The 16,613-nt window shown below is 62.8% G+C and carries 12 protein-coding genes and 2 tRNA genes; 10 read left to right on the forward strand and 4 right to left on the reverse strand.

The genetic code is table 11. The features are described 5' to 3' along the window. Window positions 1-3: 3 nt before the first annotated feature. From miaA to QMX89_RS14450, 8 genes are all read left to right on the forward strand, one after another. Window positions 4-975 carry a tRNA (adenosine(37)-N6)-dimethylallyltransferase MiaA gene (miaA, locus tag QMX89_RS14415; RefSeq protein WP_282348710.1) on the forward strand — a complete coding sequence of 324 codons (972 nt, stop codon included), beginning with the start codon at window positions 4-6 and terminating at the stop codon, window positions 973-975. A gap of 94 nt (window positions 976-1,069) precedes the next feature. Beyond that, on the forward strand, window positions 1,070-1,330 hold the full coding sequence (hfq, locus tag QMX89_RS14420; protein ID WP_043191144.1) for an RNA chaperone Hfq: 261 nt from the start codon (window positions 1,070-1,072) through the stop codon (window positions 1,328-1,330). Window positions 1,331-1,342: 12 nt separating this feature from the next. Further along, window positions 1,343-2,644: a ribosome rescue GTPase HflX gene (gene hflX, locus QMX89_RS14425; RefSeq protein ID WP_049862036.1), complete on the forward strand. Its 1,302-nt coding sequence runs from the start codon at window positions 1,343-1,345 to the stop codon at window positions 2,642-2,644. Between the two features lie 96 nt (window positions 2,645-2,740). Then, the gene (gene hflK, locus QMX89_RS14430) at window positions 2,741-3,925 is read left to right on the forward strand and encodes an FtsH protease activity modulator HflK (protein WP_049862035.1); all 1,185 of its coding nucleotides are present in this window, start codon (window positions 2,741-2,743) and stop codon (window positions 3,923-3,925) included. Next, window positions 3,925-4,794, forward strand: a complete 870-nt coding sequence (gene hflC / locus QMX89_RS14435) for a protease modulator HflC (RefSeq protein ID WP_049862034.1) — start codon at window positions 3,925-3,927, stop codon at window positions 4,792-4,794. Before hflK ends, hflC begins: the two co-directional genes overlap by 1 nt. 235 nt (window positions 4,795-5,029) lie before the next feature. Further along, window positions 5,030-6,217: an ATP phosphoribosyltransferase regulatory subunit gene (locus QMX89_RS14440; protein WP_049862033.1), complete on the forward strand. Its 1,188-nt coding sequence runs from the start codon at window positions 5,030-5,032 to the stop codon at window positions 6,215-6,217. Between the two features lie 54 nt (window positions 6,218-6,271). Further along, window positions 6,272-7,561 (forward strand): adenylosuccinate synthase, encoded by a 1,290-nt coding sequence (locus tag QMX89_RS14445; protein WP_282348712.1) that lies wholly within the window; start codon window positions 6,272-6,274, stop codon window positions 7,559-7,561. Window positions 7,562-7,703: 142 nt separating this feature from the next. Further along, window positions 7,704-9,638: a methyl-accepting chemotaxis protein gene (locus QMX89_RS14450; protein WP_282348713.1), complete on the forward strand. Its 1,935-nt coding sequence runs from the start codon at window positions 7,704-7,706 to the stop codon at window positions 9,636-9,638. Between the two features lie 105 nt (window positions 9,639-9,743). Here QMX89_RS14450 and QMX89_RS14455 read toward each other — a convergent pair whose 3' ends face one another. The 4 genes from QMX89_RS14455 to QMX89_RS14470 form a co-directional block, all read right to left on the reverse strand. Beyond that, window positions 9,744-11,297, reverse strand: coding sequence for an iron ABC transporter permease (locus QMX89_RS14455; RefSeq protein ID WP_282348715.1), 1,554 nt, complete (start codon window positions 11,295-11,297; stop codon window positions 9,744-9,746). Then, complete coding sequence (locus QMX89_RS14460) at window positions 11,294-12,310, reverse strand: extracellular solute-binding protein (protein WP_282348716.1); 1,017 nt, start codon at window positions 12,308-12,310, stop codon at window positions 11,294-11,296. The genes QMX89_RS14455 and QMX89_RS14460 overlap by 4 nt, the downstream gene beginning before the upstream one ends. Window positions 12,311-12,510: 200 nt before the next feature. Continuing rightward, window positions 12,511-12,597: transfer RNA gene (locus QMX89_RS14465), tRNA-Leu, on the reverse strand. 187 nt (window positions 12,598-12,784) lie between these two features. Then, window positions 12,785-12,871: transfer RNA gene (locus QMX89_RS14470), tRNA-Leu, on the reverse strand. Window positions 12,872-13,097: 226 nt separating this feature from the next. Here QMX89_RS14470 and rnr point away from each other — a divergent pair. Together rnr and rlmB are read left to right on the forward strand one after the other, a co-directional pair. Further along, complete coding sequence (gene rnr / locus QMX89_RS14475) at window positions 13,098-15,731, forward strand: ribonuclease R (RefSeq protein WP_282348717.1); 2,634 nt, start codon at window positions 13,098-13,100, stop codon at window positions 15,729-15,731. Continuing rightward, window positions 15,728-16,477: a 23S rRNA (guanosine(2251)-2'-O)-methyltransferase RlmB gene (gene rlmB, locus QMX89_RS14480; protein ID WP_049862028.1), complete on the forward strand. Its 750-nt coding sequence runs from the start codon at window positions 15,728-15,730 to the stop codon at window positions 16,475-16,477. The genes rnr and rlmB overlap by 4 nt, the downstream gene beginning before the upstream one ends. Window positions 16,478-16,613: the final 136 nt, after the last annotated feature.

Consider the following 16,613-nt stretch of genomic DNA (forward strand, 5'->3'; position numbering starts at 1 on the left):
TCGATGAGTGGCCTACCTCCGGCGATCTTCCTCATGGGACCCACCGCCGCCGGCAAGACCGACCTGGCCATCGAGCTGAGCAAGGTGTTGCCCTGCGAGCTGATCAGCGTCGACTCGGCGCTGGTCTACCGCGGCATGGACATCGGCACCGCCAAGCCGTCGCCCGCGGTGCTCAAGGCCCACCCGCATGCCTTGATCGACATCCTCGACCCTGCGCAGAGCTACAGCGCCGCCGACTTCCGGCGCGACGCCCTGCAAGCCATGGCGCAGATCACCGCGCGCGGCAATATCCCGCTGCTGGTCGGCGGCACCATGCTGTATTTCAAGACGTTGCTAGAAGGGCTGGCGGACATGCCCGGCGCCGACGCCCAGGTGCGCGCTGACCTGGAAGCGCAGGCCGCCCGCGAAGGCTGGCAGGCATTGCACGACCAGCTCGCGGCGGTCGATCCGGTGTCCGCCGCGCGCATTCATCCCAACGATCCGCAACGCCTGATCCGGGCGCTGGAGGTGTATCGCGTAAGTGGTTCGAGCATGACCGAGCTGCGCGCGCGACAATCTGCGCAAAGTACCGAACCAGGCGCATTGGCAAGCGGGCAATTGCCCTATACTGTGGCCAACCTGGCCATCGCGCCCGCCGATCGCTCGGTGCTGCATGAGCGAATTGCCATGCGTTTCGAACAAATGCTGGAACAAGGCTTCGTCCAAGAGGTCACTGCCTTGCGTGCTCGAAGTGACTTGCATGCTGGGCTCGCGTCTATACGAGCGGTGGGCTATCGGCAAGTCTGGGATCATCTGGATGGCAAGCTGACCGAGGTGCAGATGCGCGAACGCGGCATCATCGCCACTCGCCAATTGGCCAAACGGCAGTTCACCTGGTTGCGCGGTTGGGCCGATCTGCACTGGCTCGACAGCCTGGCGGGCGACAATCTGCCTCGCACCTTGAAATACCTGGGCTCGGCCTCCATATTGAGCTGAGTCCCGCAATTGCCGTCTATCCTTGGGGTCTGACGGTCAAAGCCTTCATCTTTTTACAGCTTTTCCACTATTGATCCTTAAAGGAGTGCGGCACATGTCAAAAGGGCATTCGCTACAAGACCCTTACTTGAACACCTTGCGTAAAGAGAAGGTCGGCGTCTCGATCTATCTGGTGAACGGTATCAAGTTGCAGGGCCAGATCGAATCGTTCGACCAGTTCGTCATCCTGCTGAAGAACACTGTCAGCCAGATGGTCTACAAACACGCGATCTCCACAGTTGTACCGGTGCGTCCGATTCGTCTGCCAAGCGCGACCGAATCCGAGCAGGGCGACACCGACCCAGGTAACGCTTGATAGGAGTCTGCCTTGTTCTTTGAGCGCCACGGTGGTGGTGAACGAGCGATCCTCGTTCATCTGGATGGTCAGGACCCTGAGGCGCGCGAAGACCCGCAGGAGTTTCAGGAGCTGGCCATCTCGGCCGGCGCCGAAACTGTCGCATTCGTCAATGTCGCCCGTCATCGGCCCAGTGCCAAATTTCTGATCGGCAGCGGCAAGGTCGAGGAACTGCGTGATCAGGTCAAGACCGAACACGCGGATCTGGTGATCTTCAATCACACCCTCACACCCAGCCAGGAACGCAACCTCGAGAAGATCTTCGAGTGCCGCGTGCTGGACCGTACCGGTCTGATCCTGGACATCTTTGCGCAACGCGCCCGTACCCATGAAGGCAAGCTGCAGGTCGAACTGGCCCAGCTCGAGCACATGAGCACGCGGCTGGTTCGCGGTTGGACTCACCTCGAGCGCCAAGGTGGCGGTATCGGCCTGCGCGGTCCCGGGGAAACCCAGCTGGAAACCGACCGGCGCCTGCTGCGTGTACGCCTGCGCCAGATCAAGCAACGCCTGGAGAAGGTCCGCAGCCAGCGCGAGCAGGCTCGGCGGGGGCGTCGGCGTGCCGACATCCCGTCGGTGTCCCTTGTGGGCTACACCAACGCTGGCAAGTCGACCTTGTTCAACGCGATCACTCGTTCCGAGGTGTACGCAGCCGACCAGTTGTTCGCCACGCTCGATCCGACCTTGCGCCGGCTCGAGTTGAACGATCTGGGGCCGGTGATTCTGGCCGACACGGTGGGCTTCATACGCCACCTGCCGCACAAGCTGGTCGAAGCGTTTCGCGCCACCCTCGAAGAGTCGAGCAACTCCGACCTGCTGCTGCACGTGATCGACGCCCATGAGCCCGAGCGCATGGCGCAGATCGAGCAGGTCATGGCGGTGCTCACCGAGATCGGTGCACAAGGCTTGCCGATCCTCGAGGTGTATAACAAACTCGATCTGCTCGAAAACGTCGAGCCGCAGATACAGCGCGATGCGGACGGCAAGCCGGTCCGGGTCTGGGTATCGGCGCGCGACGGTCGCGGTCTCGAGCTGGTCAAGCAGGCGGTCGCCGAACTGCTGGGCGAGGACCTGTTCGTCGGGACGTTGCAGCTGGGCCAGAAACTGGGCCGTCTGCGTGCCCAGCTGTTTTCGCTGGGCGCGGTGCAAAGCGAAGCGCATGATGAGCAAGGTGGCAGTCTGCTGGCAATCCGCCTGCCACGTGCGGAACTCAATCGCCTGGTCAGTCGCGAAGGCATGGAGCCCGCTGAATTCATCGAGCAACACACTTTGCAATAAAAGCCTGACGTGGCAGCTGTGCTGTCGTGTCGGGCATTCTGTAGCATTGGTCGGCGCGCCGTGGGTGCGTCTTTGCTTTATCAGATGGAGAGCGCTATGGCTTGGAATGAGCCGGGTGGCAACTCGAACAATCAAGATCCTTGGGGTGGAAAACGCCGTGGAGGCGACCGCAAGGGGCCACCGGATCTCGACGAGGCCTTCCGCAAACTGCAGGACAGCCTGAACGGTCTGTTCGGTGGTGGAAAGAAACGCACAGGTGGTGGTGGCGACGGGGGAGGCACGTCCAAGGGCGGTGGTCTCGGCCTGTTGGGCATCGGCCTTGCCGTGCTCGGCGCTATCTGGCTGTACAGCGCGGTGTATGTGGTGGACGAGCAGGAACAGGCCGTTGTACTGCGCTTCGGCAAGTACTACGAAACCGTGGGTCCGGGTCTGAACATCTACTTCCCGCCGATCGACCGCAAGTACCTGGAAAACGTCACGCGCGAGCGTTCGTATACCAAGCAGGGCCAGATGCTCACCGAAGACGAGAACATCGTCGAGGTGCCGCTGACCGTGCAGTACAAGATCACCAACCTGCAGGATTTCGTCCTGCGCGTCGACCAGCCTGAAATCAGCCTGCAGCACGCCACCGACAGTGCGCTGCGCCATGTGGTGGGTTCCACCGCCATGGACCAGGTGCTGACCGAAGGCCGCGAGCAGATGGCTGGCGAGATCAAGGAGCGCCTGCAGCGGTTCCTCGACACCTACCAGACCGGTATCACCGTCACCCAGGTCAACGTACAGAGCGCGGCAGCCCCGCGTGAAGTGCAGGAAGCCTTCGACGACGTGATCCGTGCCCGTGAAGACGAGCAGCGCTCGCGCAACCAGGCCGAAGGCTATGCCAATGGCGTGATTCCCGAGGCTCGCGGTCAGGCCCAGCGCATCATCGAAGATGCCAACGGCTACCGCGACGAAGTGGTTTCGCGTGCCAAGGGTGAGGCCGATCGCTTCACCAAGCTGGTCACCGAGTACCGCAAGGCGCCCGACGTGACCCGCCAGCGTCTGTACCTGGAAACCATGCAGGACGTCTACAGCAACACCAGCAAGGTGCTGGTGGCCAGCAAGGAAGGTCAGAACAACCTGATCTACCTGCCACTGGACAAGATGGTCGGTGGTGACCGCAACAACAGCAGCACGCCTGCCGCCAGCACGCCGTCATCGGCGAGCGACGCCGCCGGCGCCCGCGCCGCGGCCGACCTGCAGCAGCAACAGCGTGAAATGCGTTCAAGGGAGAGTCGCTGATGGGCAATAAATCTGTGATCGCCCTGATCGTCGCCGTCGTTCTGGCGGTGGCAGCATGGAACTGCTTCTACATCGTGGCGCAAACCGAACGTGCGGTTCTGCTGCAATTCGGTCGCGTGGTTCAGGCTGATGTCCAGCCTGGCCTGCATGTGAAGCTGCCGTACGTCAACCAGGTGCGCAAGTTCGATGCGCGGCTGATGACCCTCGACGCGCCGACCCAGCGGTTTCTGACCCTGGAGAAGAAAGCGGTGATGGTCGACGCCTATGCCAAATGGCGTGTGAAGGATGCCGAGCGCTACTACACCGCCACTTCCGGCATGAAGCAGATCGCCGACGAGCGTCTGTCGCGTCGTCTCGAATCGGGTCTGCGTGACCAGTTCGGCAAGCGCACGCTGCATGAAGTGGTGTCGGGTGAGCGGGATGCGTTGATGTCCGACATCACCACCTCACTCAACCGCATGGCCGACAAGGAGTTGGGTATCGAAGTCATTGACGTGCGCGTCAAGGCCATCGACCTGCCCAAGGAAGTCAACCGCAGCGTGTTCGAGCGCATGAGCACCGAGCGTGAGCGCGAGGCGCGCGAGCATCGTGCCAAGGGTAACGAGCTGGCCGAAGGTATCCGTGCCGATGCCGATCGTCAGCGTCGCGTCCTGCTGGCCGAAGCCTATCGCGAGTCCGAGGAAGCGCGTGGTGACGGTGACGCCCAGGCCGCAGCCATCTATGCCCAGGCCTATGGTCAGGATCAGGAGTTCTACTCCTTCTTCCGCAGCCTGCAGGCTTACCGCCAGAGCTTCGCTAACAAGAGCGACGTGATGGTGCTCGACTCCAAGAGCGATTTCTTCCGCTTCATGGAGAAGTACAAGCCCTGATCGGCTTTCCCCGCCGGGCGGTTTAACCGTTCGGCGGGGTGAACGATCGGCAAAACGTGTGTATGATGCGGCAGCCGGGAAATTCCCGGCTTTTTTGCGTCTGCAAGATCGATTGGCCGATTCATAGGCCCGGTTCATGAGGACATTGCCCCGCGACGTGCTTGCGGTGGGCGATTTCTGCTTCACTCAAGGCTAGCCCGACGGCAGGCCACCCGGATCATAGGGGAAAGGCGTAATGGCAACGGTAGACCGCTGGCTGCTGCCAGATGGCATCGAAGAAGTACTGCCGCCTGAGGCTGCGCGCATCGAAGTCGCGCGGCGCCAGGTGTTGGACCTGTTCCAGAGCTGGGGTTACGAGTTCGTCGTGACTCCGCATATCGAATACCTCGAATCGCTGCTGACCGGCGCCGGCCAGGACCTTGACCTGCGCACTTTCAAGGTGATCGACCCGCAATCGGGTCGGCAGATGGGTTTCCGTGCCGATATCACGCCCCAGGTGGCGCGTATCGATGCGCATACCTTGCGTCGTGAAGGGCCGAACCGTCTGTGCTATGCCGGCAGTGTCCTGCATGCGCAGCCTCGCGCCCTGTCCAGCTCGCGCAGCCCTATCCAGTTGGGTGCTGAGCTGTATGGCGATGCCAGCCCCAGCAGCGACGTGGAAGTCATCAGCCTGATGCTGACCATGCTCGAAATGGCCGATGTGCCAGACGTGCACATGGATCTGGGGCATGTCGGTATCTACCGTGGCCTGGCTCGCGCGGCGGGCCTGTCGGGGGATGTCGAGCAACAGCTGTTCGATGCCCTGCAGCGCAAGGCCATCGACGAAGTGATCACCCTGACCGAAGGGCTGCAGGCCGATCTGGCCGAGATGCTGCGAGCTCTGGTCGGGCTGTGTGGCGGGCGGGAAGTGCTGGCCCAGGCCAAGGTACGCCTGGCCAATGCCCCGGCGGCGGTGCTGACCGCGCTGGACGACCTGCTGACGATCGCCGAGCGCCTGGCGTTGCGTTTTCCGCAATTGCCGCTGTACTTCGACTTGGGCGAACTGCGCGGTTATCACTATCACACCGGCGTGGTGTTTGCCGTGTTCGTTCCAGGCATGGGCCAGTCCATCGCTCAGGGCGGCCGCTACGACGACATCGGCGCGGATTTCGGCCGCGCTCGCCCGGCTACCGGATTTTCCACGGACCTCAAGTCCCTGGTCACCCTGGGCCAGGCTCGAATCGAACTGCCGTGCGGTGGCGTCTGGATGCCCGATAGCACTGATGCAGCACTGTGGCAGGCGGTCTGCCAGCTGCGCCGCGAGGGCCAGCGCGTGGTCCAGGCCCTGCCGGGCCAGACGATCGAAGCTGCTGGCGAGGCAGATTGCGACCGTCAATTGATTCAGCAGAACGGGCAATGGCAAGTGCTGCCACTGGCCTCTTGAGTATTCCTGCCGGCCGCTGCCGGCACCAAGTTTGCGCGAATGAGGACAAGTGTTATGGGTAAGAATGTCGTAGTCCTGGGCACCCAATGGGGTGATGAGGGCAAAGGCAAGATCGTTGATCTGCTGACCGAACATGCTGCCGCGGTAGTGCGCTATCAAGGCGGTCACAACGCTGGCCACACACTGGTGATCGACGGCGAGAAAACCGTCCTGCACCTGATTCCTTCGGGCGTGCTGCGCGAAGGCGTGCAGTGCCTGATCGGCAACGGCGTGGTCGTTGCACCCGACGCTCTGATGCGCGAGATCACCAAGCTGGAAGAGAAGGGCGTACCGGTGCGCGAGCGCCTGCGTATCAGCCCGTCCTGCCCGTTGATCCTGTCCTTCCATGTGGCGCTGGATCAGGCCCGTGAAAAGGCCCGTGGCGAGCTGAAGATCGGCACCACCGGCCGCGGCATCGGCCCGGCGTACGAAGACAAGGTTGCACGTCGCGGCCTGCGCGTGGGCGACCTGCTCAACATGCCGCGCTTCGAAGACAAGCTGCGTGAACTGGTGGATTACCACAACTTCATGCTGGTCGGTTACTACAAAGAGCCGGCCATCGAGTTCGAAAAGACCTTGGCCGAGTGCAAGGAATACGCTGAGCTGCTCAAGCCGCTGATGCTGGACGTGACGGCCGAGCTGCACGAACTGCGTCGCGCTGGCAAAGACATCATGTTCGAAGGCGCCCAGGGTTCGTTGCTGGACATCGACCACGGCACCTACCCCTACGTGACCAGCTCCAATACCACCGCAGGTGGCGTGGCGACCGGCTCCGGTGTAGGCCCCATGTTCCTGGACTATATCCTGGGCATCACCAAGGCCTACACCACCCGTGTAGGTTCGGGTCCGTTCCCGACCGAGCTGTTCGACGACGTCGGCGCGCACCTGGCCAAACAGGGCCATGAATTCGGCGCAACCACCGGCCGTGCCCGTCGCTGTGGCTGGTTCGACGCTGTCATCCTGCGCCGCGCGATCGATGTGAACAGCATCTCGGGCATCTGCCTGACCAAGCTGGACGTACTCGATGGTCTGGAAACCATCAACATCTGCACCGGCTACAAAGATGCAGAAGGCAATGACGTTGCCCCCACCGACGCCGACAGCTACGTAGGCCTGCAGCCAGTGTACGAAGAAGTGCCGGGCTGGTCCGAGTCGACCGTGGGTGCCAAAACCCTGGAAGAGCTGCCAGCCAATGCCCGTGCCTACATCAAGCGTGTCGAAGCGCTGATCGGCGCACCGATCGATATCATCTCGACCGGTCCTGATCGCAACGAGACTATCGTGCTGCGTCATCCGTTCGGCTGATAGCGGTTCGTGCATCACAGCAAAAGGCCCTTCGGGGCCTTTTGTCGTTTCAGGGACAGGTCGGCCGTCCGGCACGGCGTTTGCTGTGTGATTCCGAATCAGGTGCCAGTATTACGATGGCGTCAATAAAAAGGGGATCCACATGTCCGCTGTCCTTTCTCTTCTGCGCAGCCGCTTGCTGCGTCCGGTTTTCATTGCCTTGGGTATCGCTCTTTTGGTGCAGGTGCTGGCCGCCATTGCGCTGACCCGAAGCACCGTCACTGCACTCGAAGCCGACCTGGATCAGCGCATGGCCCAGGACAGCCAGCGGCTGACAGGGGAACTGCAAAGCGCCAGTGCGGAGGTCTCCTCCGGGCTCGAAAGTCTTTCCGCGAACACGCGTCAGCGCCTGAGTGCCGGTTTGTCGGCGCGCCTGACCCAGGAACAGGCGCAGATTCGAGCGACCCTGGACAAGGACCTGCAGGATTCGGCCACCGATATGGCCGAGCTGCTGGCCTCGGTCGCGCCGCGGGCCATGTGGGACAACGATGTACCGACGCTGTCCGAGTTCGCCCGCCGCGCTCAGCGCAATCCCAACGTGCTGTTCGTGATCTACAACGACGCGCAGGGCGAGCACCTGACCCGTTACCTGAATCGCGACAACCCGATCAACCAGGCGCTGATGGCCAAGGGAGCCGGTGAGCGTGCTTTGGACAAGGTGCTCGATGCGGCCAGGAATGATCCTGGGGTGATCTATGTCGAAGCCTCGATCAATCCCAACGGCGTGGAGATCGGTCGTGTATTGATGGCCGTTTCGCGCACGGGCGTCGAAGCGCAGGTAGCCGAACTCGACAAGCGTTTTGCTGCGCTGATTGCTAGTGCCGGGCAACTGGTGGGCGAAAGTCTGCAAGGCGCCTCGACCGAAAGCGCCAAGGCCCTGCAGGCCCGTCTGCAGTCGGCAGAATCGGCGGCAGCGACCATGCAGGCCAATACCCACAGCACAGTGCAGGACGCTGCGGCTCAGTTGCGCTGGCGCATCGGGCTGTGCCTGGCCCTGGTAGGGCTGGCCATGCTGGTGGTGCTGGCCGCCGTGCTGGGCCGTCGTGTGGTGCATCGCCTGCGCCTGCTGGTCGGCGCGCTGGATGACCTGGCTGCGGGGGAAGGCGACCTGACCAAGCGGGTGGCGATTCACAGCCGCGACGAGATCGGCGACATGGCGTCGGCCGTCAACCGTTTCGTCGACAAGCTGCAGCCCATCGTTCGCGAAGCGGGCGAGGTGGCGCACAAGACCGGAGTCGAGATTGGCAGCATGGCCCAGCGCAATGCGGGGGCCGACGATGCCGCCCAATTGCAGCGCGATGAAGTGGCGCAGAGCCTGCAAGACCTGTCGCAGATGGCCGATGAGGCCCAGGCCGAGAGTCAGGCGATGCAGTCGGCCTTGCAACAAGTGGCGGAGATCCGTCAGGCCACGGACGACAACACTCGGGCCTCGCAACAAGTCGGCGGCTTGATCGAAGCGTTGGCCGGGCAGGTGCAGAGTGGGTCCAAGGTGATCGAGCGATTGGCCGAGCAGAGTCAGCAGATCGAGGTGGTGTTGACGGTGATCCACGGAATCGCCGAGCAGACCAATCTGCTGGCGCTCAATGCCGCCATCGAAGCGGCACGAGCCGGTGAAACCGGACGTGGATTCGCTGTGGTGGCCGACGAGGTGCGTGCGCTGGCGAGCAAGACGCAGAGTTCGACCGGCGACATTCAAGCCCATATCGGCGCTTTGCAGGCCGGCGCGCGCGAGGCAGTGGCGGCCATCGGCCAGGCCGGACGTCAGGCGGACGAAGGTCTGGCGGTGCTGCGCGACAGCGCGCGGCTGCAGCAGGCGGTGCAGACTTCGGTGGAGCAGGTACACGCGGCGATCGGCCTGGCGACCCAGGCCGCCGAGCAGCAGGCCCGCGGCGCGCAGGCTGTGAAGGGCAGGGTGCAGGTGATTCATGCGCAGGCAGAGAAAGCGGCTTTCGCCGTGCAGCAAACCACGGCCAGCAGCCGAGAACTGGACAAGCTCGCGGCCCAGCTGAAAGCCAGCCTGGGTCAGTTCCGCGCCTAGATGCCCGCCTGTAGGAGCGGTCATAGGCCGCGAAAGGCGCATTGCGGTCTACCTGACGAACCGCGTTGCCCTTTTCGCGGCCACGGACCGCTCCTACAGGAGGGCCTAACGTGTGTGGCTCAGGTACATGCGAGTCGTGAGCAGGTACACCGGCACCCCGGAGATCAGGATCAGCAAGGCCGCATAGGGCGCGGCAGCGGCGAACTCCATGTTCGAGGTGTGTGACCACACTTCGGTTGCCAGGGTGGTCATGCCGGTGGGGGCCAGAACCAGCGTGGCGGTGAGTTCCTTCATGCCGTCCAGGAACACCAGCGCGAATGCCGCCGCCATGGCCGGGAAAATGATGGGTAACGTCACCCGGCAGAACGCCGTGAAGGGCGTAGCACCCAGCGTGCGCGCAGCTTCTTCCAGCTGGGGCGCAGCCTTGTTCAAAGCATTACGGACAGGCGCCTGCGCCAGGGGCAGAAACAGCAGTGCGTAGGCCAGCAACAGCAAACCTGTGGTTTGGTACATCGCCGGAACGTAGTGCAGGGCGAAATACACCAGGGTCAAGGCGATCACCAGTCCGGGCAGTGCATGCAGCAGGTACGGCAAACGTTCCGCCCAGATCGCCAAGCGGCCGCGATGGCGCACGACCAGCAAACCGACGGGCAATGCCAATGCCAGGCACAACGCCGCACCACCCAACGCCAGTGACAGCGAGGTCAGCAACGCCTCGCCAATGGCCGCCACCGGAAAGGCGGCCGACGATCCTTTCACCAGCCAATACCCCAGCATGCCCAGCGGCACGCCACTGCCGACGGCCACCAGCAGCAGGCAGTACAGCTGCGCCACTACACACCACGGCCCCAGCCGCAACGGTGTTGCCCGGCGGGCTGCGCCTTGACCGGTACGGATGTGGCGCGCGGTACCCCGCACCCTCAGCTCCAGCCACAGCAGCAACAGGCACAGAACCAGCAGCAGCGCCGACAGCATCGCCGCATTGGTATTGCTGAATTCGAGCTCGAACTGTTGGTAGATCGCCGTGGTGAAGGTCTGCAATCCCATGATCGACAGCGCGCCGAACTCCACCAGCATGTGCAGCGCGATCAGCAGTGCCCCGCCCAGCACTGCAGGCCACAGCAGCGGCAGGGTCACCTTGAAGAACACACCGGTGCGGTTCTGCCCCAGCGTACGGGCTGACTCTTCCAGCGAGGTATCCAGATTGCGCAGCGTCGCCGCGACCGGAAGAAACACCAGTGGGTATTTCGACAGCGTCATGACCAGGATGGCGCCGCCCAACCCCTCGAATCCAGAGCTCAACGAAACCCAGGTGAAGCCGCTGACGAAGGCGGGGACCGCGAACGGCAGGCACAGGATCACGCCCCAAAGCCGCCGACCGGCCAGGTCGCTGCGCTCCAGCAGCCAGGCCAGGCTCACACCGATCACCACGCACGCCGCGGTCACCCCAGCCATCAACATCAGGGTGTTGCCCAGCAAACGCAGGACGTAGGGGCGCCAGAGCAACCTGATCGCTTCGTGCAAGCCGGCCTGCCATGCTTTAAGGCCGACGTAGAGCAGGGGCAGCAGGCTCAGTCCGACCAGCAGCAGGACGGGCGCGAGCACCCAGATCGAGGGGCGCTTGCGCCGCCCCGTGACACTGACAGAGGGGGTGATCAATTCAGGCCGACGTCCCGTTCCATGTCCAGCGCGTCCTCGGCATTGCCGATGTCCGCCGGGGTGATGGCAGGTGCCTGCAATTCGTCGAATGGCTTGAGGCCACGATCCGAGACCATGCCTTTGTGCAGCGGGTATTCAGCGGTAGTCTGGGTGATCACGCGCTGGCCCTCTTCGCTGGCCATGTAGGCGAGCAGTGCCTGGGCCTCGCGTGGGTGCTTGCTGGACTTGAGGACCGCAGCCGAGGAAATGGTGATCAGGCCGCCGGCGTCGCCGTTGCTGAAGTAGTGCAGCTTGGAGTCGAGTTGGCCTTTCTCGCGCTGCAGTGCGAACCAGTAGTAGTTGTTCACCAGCACGGTGGCGATTTCGCCGTTTTCCACTGCCTTGAGGGCGACCATGTTGTTGGTGTAGGTCTTGCCGAAGGCGCGCAGGCCGGTAAGCCATTCTTCGGCAGCTTCTCGCCCGTGCAGCTTGATGATGGCAACGGCCTGCTCCTGGAAGGCGCCGCTGGTCGGTACGAAGCCGACCTTGCCCTGCCATTGCGGCTCGGCGAATTCCAGCACCGTTTCAGGCAGGTCCTTTTCGTCGATCAGCTTTGGGTTGTAGGCCACAACCCGTACGCGAGCGGTCACGCCTATCCAAGAGCCGTCCTTGGCGACGTACTCGGGCGGGAGCATGTTCAGGGTGCTGTCGTCGGTCTTGGCCAGGAAGCCTTTTTCGCCCAGGTTGTTCAGGGGCGGGGACTCTTCGGTGTAGATCAGGTCTGCTGGAGAGCGTTCGCCTTCCTCCATCACCTGGCTGGCCAGTTGATTGCTGCTGCCCTTGCGGACATTGACATGAATCCCGGTCTTGGCCTCGTAGGCCTTGGCGATGGCTTCGCCAATTTCCTTGTGCTGACCGTTGTAGAGGGTCAGTTCGACCTTGTCGGCGGCCTGGGCCAATGGAACGGCCAGGGCGGTGCTCAGCAGGCATGCAGCCAATGCACGTAGCAGGGACCGGGGGTTTCGAGACGTCATGGACTACTTCCTTACGGCAGGGCAGCGGAATCTTGAAACAATTGTAAACGATATGGGTTCTCAGGTGCTCGTGCGCCGTACGAGCCCGCTGTAGGAGCGGTCATCGGCCGCGAAGGGTGCGCCGTGGATACGGAGAGAGAGGACGGATTTTCGAAACCCGAAAACGCAAAAACCCGCTTTCGCGGGTTCTTGTGAAGAATTGGTGCCCAGAAGAAGACTCGAACTTCCACGACCGTAAGGTCACCAGCACCTGAAGCTGGCGTGTCTACCAATTTCACCATCTGGGCAGCATCAGCAGCGTTGTACGCCGTTGATGGGGCGCACTATACGGCGGCCTTTTTGATCTGTAAACCCCTGTTTTGATTTTGTTAATTCAAATCATCGTGCAGGGCGCGCGGAGGCCTGAAACGCAAAAACCCGCTTTCGCGGGTTTTTGTGAGTGACGCAAGATTGTTGTAATCTCGTGTCATGAATTGGTGCCCAGAAGAAGACTCGAACTTCCACGACCGTAAGGTCACCAGCACCTGAAGCTGGCGTGTCTACCAATTTCACCATCTGGGCAGCATCTGCAACGCTGTGCGTTGTCGATGGCGCGCACTATACGGAGCGCTCTTTGTGCTGTAAACCCCTCTAGCGAGAAAAATCGACTAAAATTCTGCAGTGGCGTCCCGGACACTGTTTTCGACCTCGGGGCAGGGCTTTTAACTGGCAGGCAGCGCCTGAAATTTCCCGTTTCAATACGCGTATGCCAAACTAACGCCTATATAGACAAGGTGAATTCTCTCTAATGGCCGATTGGCAGACCCTCGATCCCGAGGCCGCTCGTGAAGCGGAAAAATACGAAAACCCCATTCCCAGCCGCGAGCTGATCCTCAAGCACCTCGACGAGCGCGGCTCCCCCGCCAGCCGCGAGGAGCTGGTGGACGAGTTCGGCCTCACCACCGAGGACCAACTGGAAGCCTTGCGCCGCCGTCTGCGAGCCATGGAGCGCGATGCGCAATTGATCTACACCCGCCGCGGCACCTATGCCCCGGTGGACAAGCTCGACCTGATCGCCGGCCGCATCAGCGGCCACCGCGACGGTTTCGGCTTCCTGATTCCCGACGACGGCAGCGACGACCTGTTCATGAGCCCGGCGCAGATGCGTCTGGTGTTCGACGGCGACCGTGCCCTGGCCCGCGTCTCCGGTCTGGACCGTCGCGGCCGCCGCGAAGGCGTGATCGTCGAAGTGGTGTCCCGTGCTCATGAAACCATCGTTGGCCGCTACTTCGAAGAAGGCGGCATCGGTTTCGTGACGCCGGACAACCCCAAGGTGCAGCAGGAAGTGCTGATCACCCCCGGCCGCCACGGCGCTGCGAAGATCGGCCAGTTCGTCGGGGTGAAGATCACCCACTGGCCCACCGCGCGCTTCCAGCCCCAGGGTGACATCGTCGAAGTGCTGGGCAACTACATGGCCCCGGGCATGGAAATCGATGTAGCCCTGCGCACCTACGACATTCCCCATGTATGGCCCGAGGCCGTGCTCAAGGAAGCCGCCAAGCTCAAGCCTCAGGTGGAAGACAAGGACAAGGAAAAGCGCATCGACCTGCGCCACCTGCCGTTCGTCACCATCGACGGCGAAGACGCCCGCGACTTCGACGATGCCGTCTATTGCGAAGCCAAGAGCAAGCTGCGCCTGTTCAATGGCGGCTGGACTCTGTACGTCGCCATCGCCGACGTTTCCAGCTACGTGAAACTGGGCTCGGCACTGGATGCCGAGGCGCAGGTGCGTGGCAACTCGGTGTACTTCCCCGAGCGCGTGATCCCGATGCTGCCCGAGCAGCTGTCCAACGGCCTGTGCTCGCTGAACCCCAAGGTCGACCGCCTGGCCATGGTCTGCGAGATGACCATCTCCAAGACCGGCGAGATGACCGACTACTGCTTCTATGAAGCGGTGATCCACTCTCACGCGCGTCTGACCTACAACAAGGTCAGCACCATGCTCGAGCACTCGCGCACCAGCGAGGCCAAGGCCTTGCGCGGCGAGTTCGGCGAAGTGCTGCCCCATCTCAAGCAGCTGTATGCGCTGTACAAGGTATTGCTGTCGGCTCGTCACGTGCGTGGCGCCATCGATTTCGAGACCCAGGAAACCCGTATCGTCTTCGGCTCCGAGCGCAAGATCGCCGAGATCAAGCCGACCGTGCGCAACGACGCCCACAAGCTGATCGAGGAATGCATGCTGGCGGCCAACGTGGCCACCGCCGAGTTTCTCAAGAAGCACGAGATTCCGGCCCTGTATCGCGTTCACGACGGCCCGCCGCCGGAGCGTCTGGAAAAACTGCGTGCCTTCCTCGGCGAGCTTGGTCTGTCGCTGAACAAGGGCAAGGACGGTCCATCGCCAAAGGATTACCGTGCGCTGCTGGAAACCATCCAGGGTCGCCCGGATTTCCACGTGATCCAGACCGTGATGCTGCGCTCCCTGAGCCAGGCGGTGTACAGCGCCGACAACCATGGCCACTTCGGCCTGAATTACGAGGCGTACACCCACTTTACTTCGCCGATCCGTCGCTATCCCGACCTGCTCACGCACCGGGCGATCCGCAGCGTGATCCACTCCAAGCAGGATACCCCGCACGTCAAGCGCGCCGGTGCCCCGACCATTCCCAAGGCGCGTATCTACCCGTACGACGAAGCCGCGCTGGAGCAGTTGGGCGAAGAGTGCTCGATGAGCGAGCGTCGGGCCGACGAAGCCACCCGTGACGTGGTCAACTGGCTCAAGTGCGAGTTCATGAAGGATCGCGTTGGCGAAACCTTCCCGGGCGTGATCACGGCAGTGACCGGTTTCGGCCTGTTCGTTGAGCTGACCGACATCTTCGTCGAAGGCCTGGTGCACGTCACCGCGCTGCCGGGCGACTACTACCATTTTGATCCGATCCACCATCGCCTGGCCGGCGAGCGCACCGGGCGCAATTTCCGCTTGGGCGACACGGTCGAAGTGCAGGTCATGCGGGTCGACCTGGACGAGCGCAAGATCGATTTCGGCATTGGCGAAGCGACGCTCAATCAGCCGATCGGTCGCAAGAACCGCAAGGCCGATGCGCCAGCGGGCAAGCCTAAAAGCTACCCGACCACGCCTGCCGTGGAAAAAACCGTTGCCGAGAAGCCAGCTGCTTCGGCCAAGCGCAGCTCGGCACCGAGCAAGCGCAAGGCCGAAAGCGACGAGGTCTACCGGGCATCGGACGCCGCGGCCAAGAATGCCGAAGTGCGCAAGAGCCGGGAAATGAAGAAGGCTTTGCTGGCCGACGCAGCCAAGGGCGGCTCGGCCAAGGCCAGCAACAGCCGCGGCAGCGCTGGCAGCAGTGCTGGAGGCGATTCCAAACCGAGCAAGCATCGCAAGGGTCCGTCTAAGTCGGGCAGCCGCAAACCCAAGGCCAAGTCATGAGTCAGCTGGAAAAGATCTACGGCGTGCACGCCGTGGAAGCGTTGTTGCGTCATCACCCGAAACGGGTCAAGCAGATCTGGTTGTCCGATGGCCGCAGCGAGCCGCGGGTACAGACCTTGGTCGAACTGGCCACGCAGAATCGCATTTCGGTGGGCCAGGCCGAGCGTCGTGAGCTGGATGCCTGGGTCGAAGGCGTGCATCAGGGCGTCGTGGCGGAAGTCAGCCCCAGCCAGGTGTGGGGCGAGGCGATGCTCGATGAGTTGCTCGACCGCACCGACGGCCCGCCCCTGTTGCTGGTGCTGGACGGCGTGACCGATCCGCACAACCTGGGGGCCTGCCTGCGCACCGCCGATGCGGCCGGAGCGCTGGCCGTGATCGTGCCCAAGGACAAGTCCGCCACCCTCACGCCGGCCGTGCGCAAGGTGGCCTGCGGCGCGGCGGAAGTGATTCCGCTGGTGGCGGTGACCAACCTGGCACGTACCCTGGAAAAGCTCCAGCAGCGTGGCCTGTGGGTCGTGGGCACCGCTGGCGAGGCGGAAGTCGAGATCTACCAGCAGGACCTGACCGGGCCTACCATCCTGATCATGGGGGCTGAGGGCAAGGGCATGCGCCGCCTGACCCGCGAGCACTGTGACTACCTGGTGAAACTGCCGATGGCCGGCAGCGTGAGCAGCCTGAACGTGTCGGTCGCGACCGGGGTGTGCCTGTTCGAAGCGGTTCGGCAGCGTAACGCCAAAAAGAAGTGATCCGACCGAGCTGGCCCCTTCGCGGGCAGAGCCCGCTCCCACACATATGACCGATATGTGGGGCGGGCGGCGAGCGCTCCGCCCGCGAATGCGGTGGCAGAGACATTGCCGCCGCTGTTCAAATATTCACCAATCC

Origin of the sequence: Pseudomonas sp. PS01301 (assembly GCF_029960215.1) — a bacterium.
Taxonomy (GTDB): domain Bacteria; phylum Pseudomonadota; class Gammaproteobacteria; order Pseudomonadales; family Pseudomonadaceae; genus Aquipseudomonas; species Aquipseudomonas coleopterorum.

Excerpts from the sequence above, each read along its gene's own strand:
- miaA (WP_282348710.1), top strand. The coding sequence starts at position 4 with ATGAGTGGCCTACCTCCGGCGATCTTCCTCATGGGACCCACCGCCGCC.
- hfq (WP_043191144.1), top strand. The coding sequence starts at position 1,070 with ATGTCAAAAGGGCATTCGCTACAAGACCCTTACTTGAACACCTTGCGT.
- hflK (WP_049862035.1), top strand. The coding sequence starts at position 2,741 with ATGGCTTGGAATGAGCCGGGTGGCAACTCGAACAATCAAGATCCTTGG.
- hflC (WP_049862034.1), top strand. The coding sequence starts at position 3,925 with ATGGGCAATAAATCTGTGATCGCCCTGATCGTCGCCGTCGTTCTGGCG.
- QMX89_RS14440 (WP_049862033.1), top strand. The coding sequence starts at position 5,030 with ATGGCAACGGTAGACCGCTGGCTGCTGCCAGATGGCATCGAAGAAGTA.
- QMX89_RS14445 (WP_282348712.1), top strand. The coding sequence starts at position 6,272 with ATGGGTAAGAATGTCGTAGTCCTGGGCACCCAATGGGGTGATGAGGGC.
- QMX89_RS14450 (WP_282348713.1), top strand. The coding sequence starts at position 7,704 with ATGTCCGCTGTCCTTTCTCTTCTGCGCAGCCGCTTGCTGCGTCCGGTT.
- QMX89_RS14460 (WP_282348716.1), bottom strand. The coding sequence starts at position 12,310 with ATGACGTCTCGAAACCCCCGGTCCCTGCTACGTGCATTGGCTGCATGC.
- rnr (WP_282348717.1), top strand. The coding sequence starts at position 13,098 with ATGGCCGATTGGCAGACCCTCGATCCCGAGGCCGCTCGTGAAGCGGAA.
- rlmB (WP_049862028.1), top strand. The coding sequence starts at position 15,728 with ATGAGTCAGCTGGAAAAGATCTACGGCGTGCACGCCGTGGAAGCGTTG.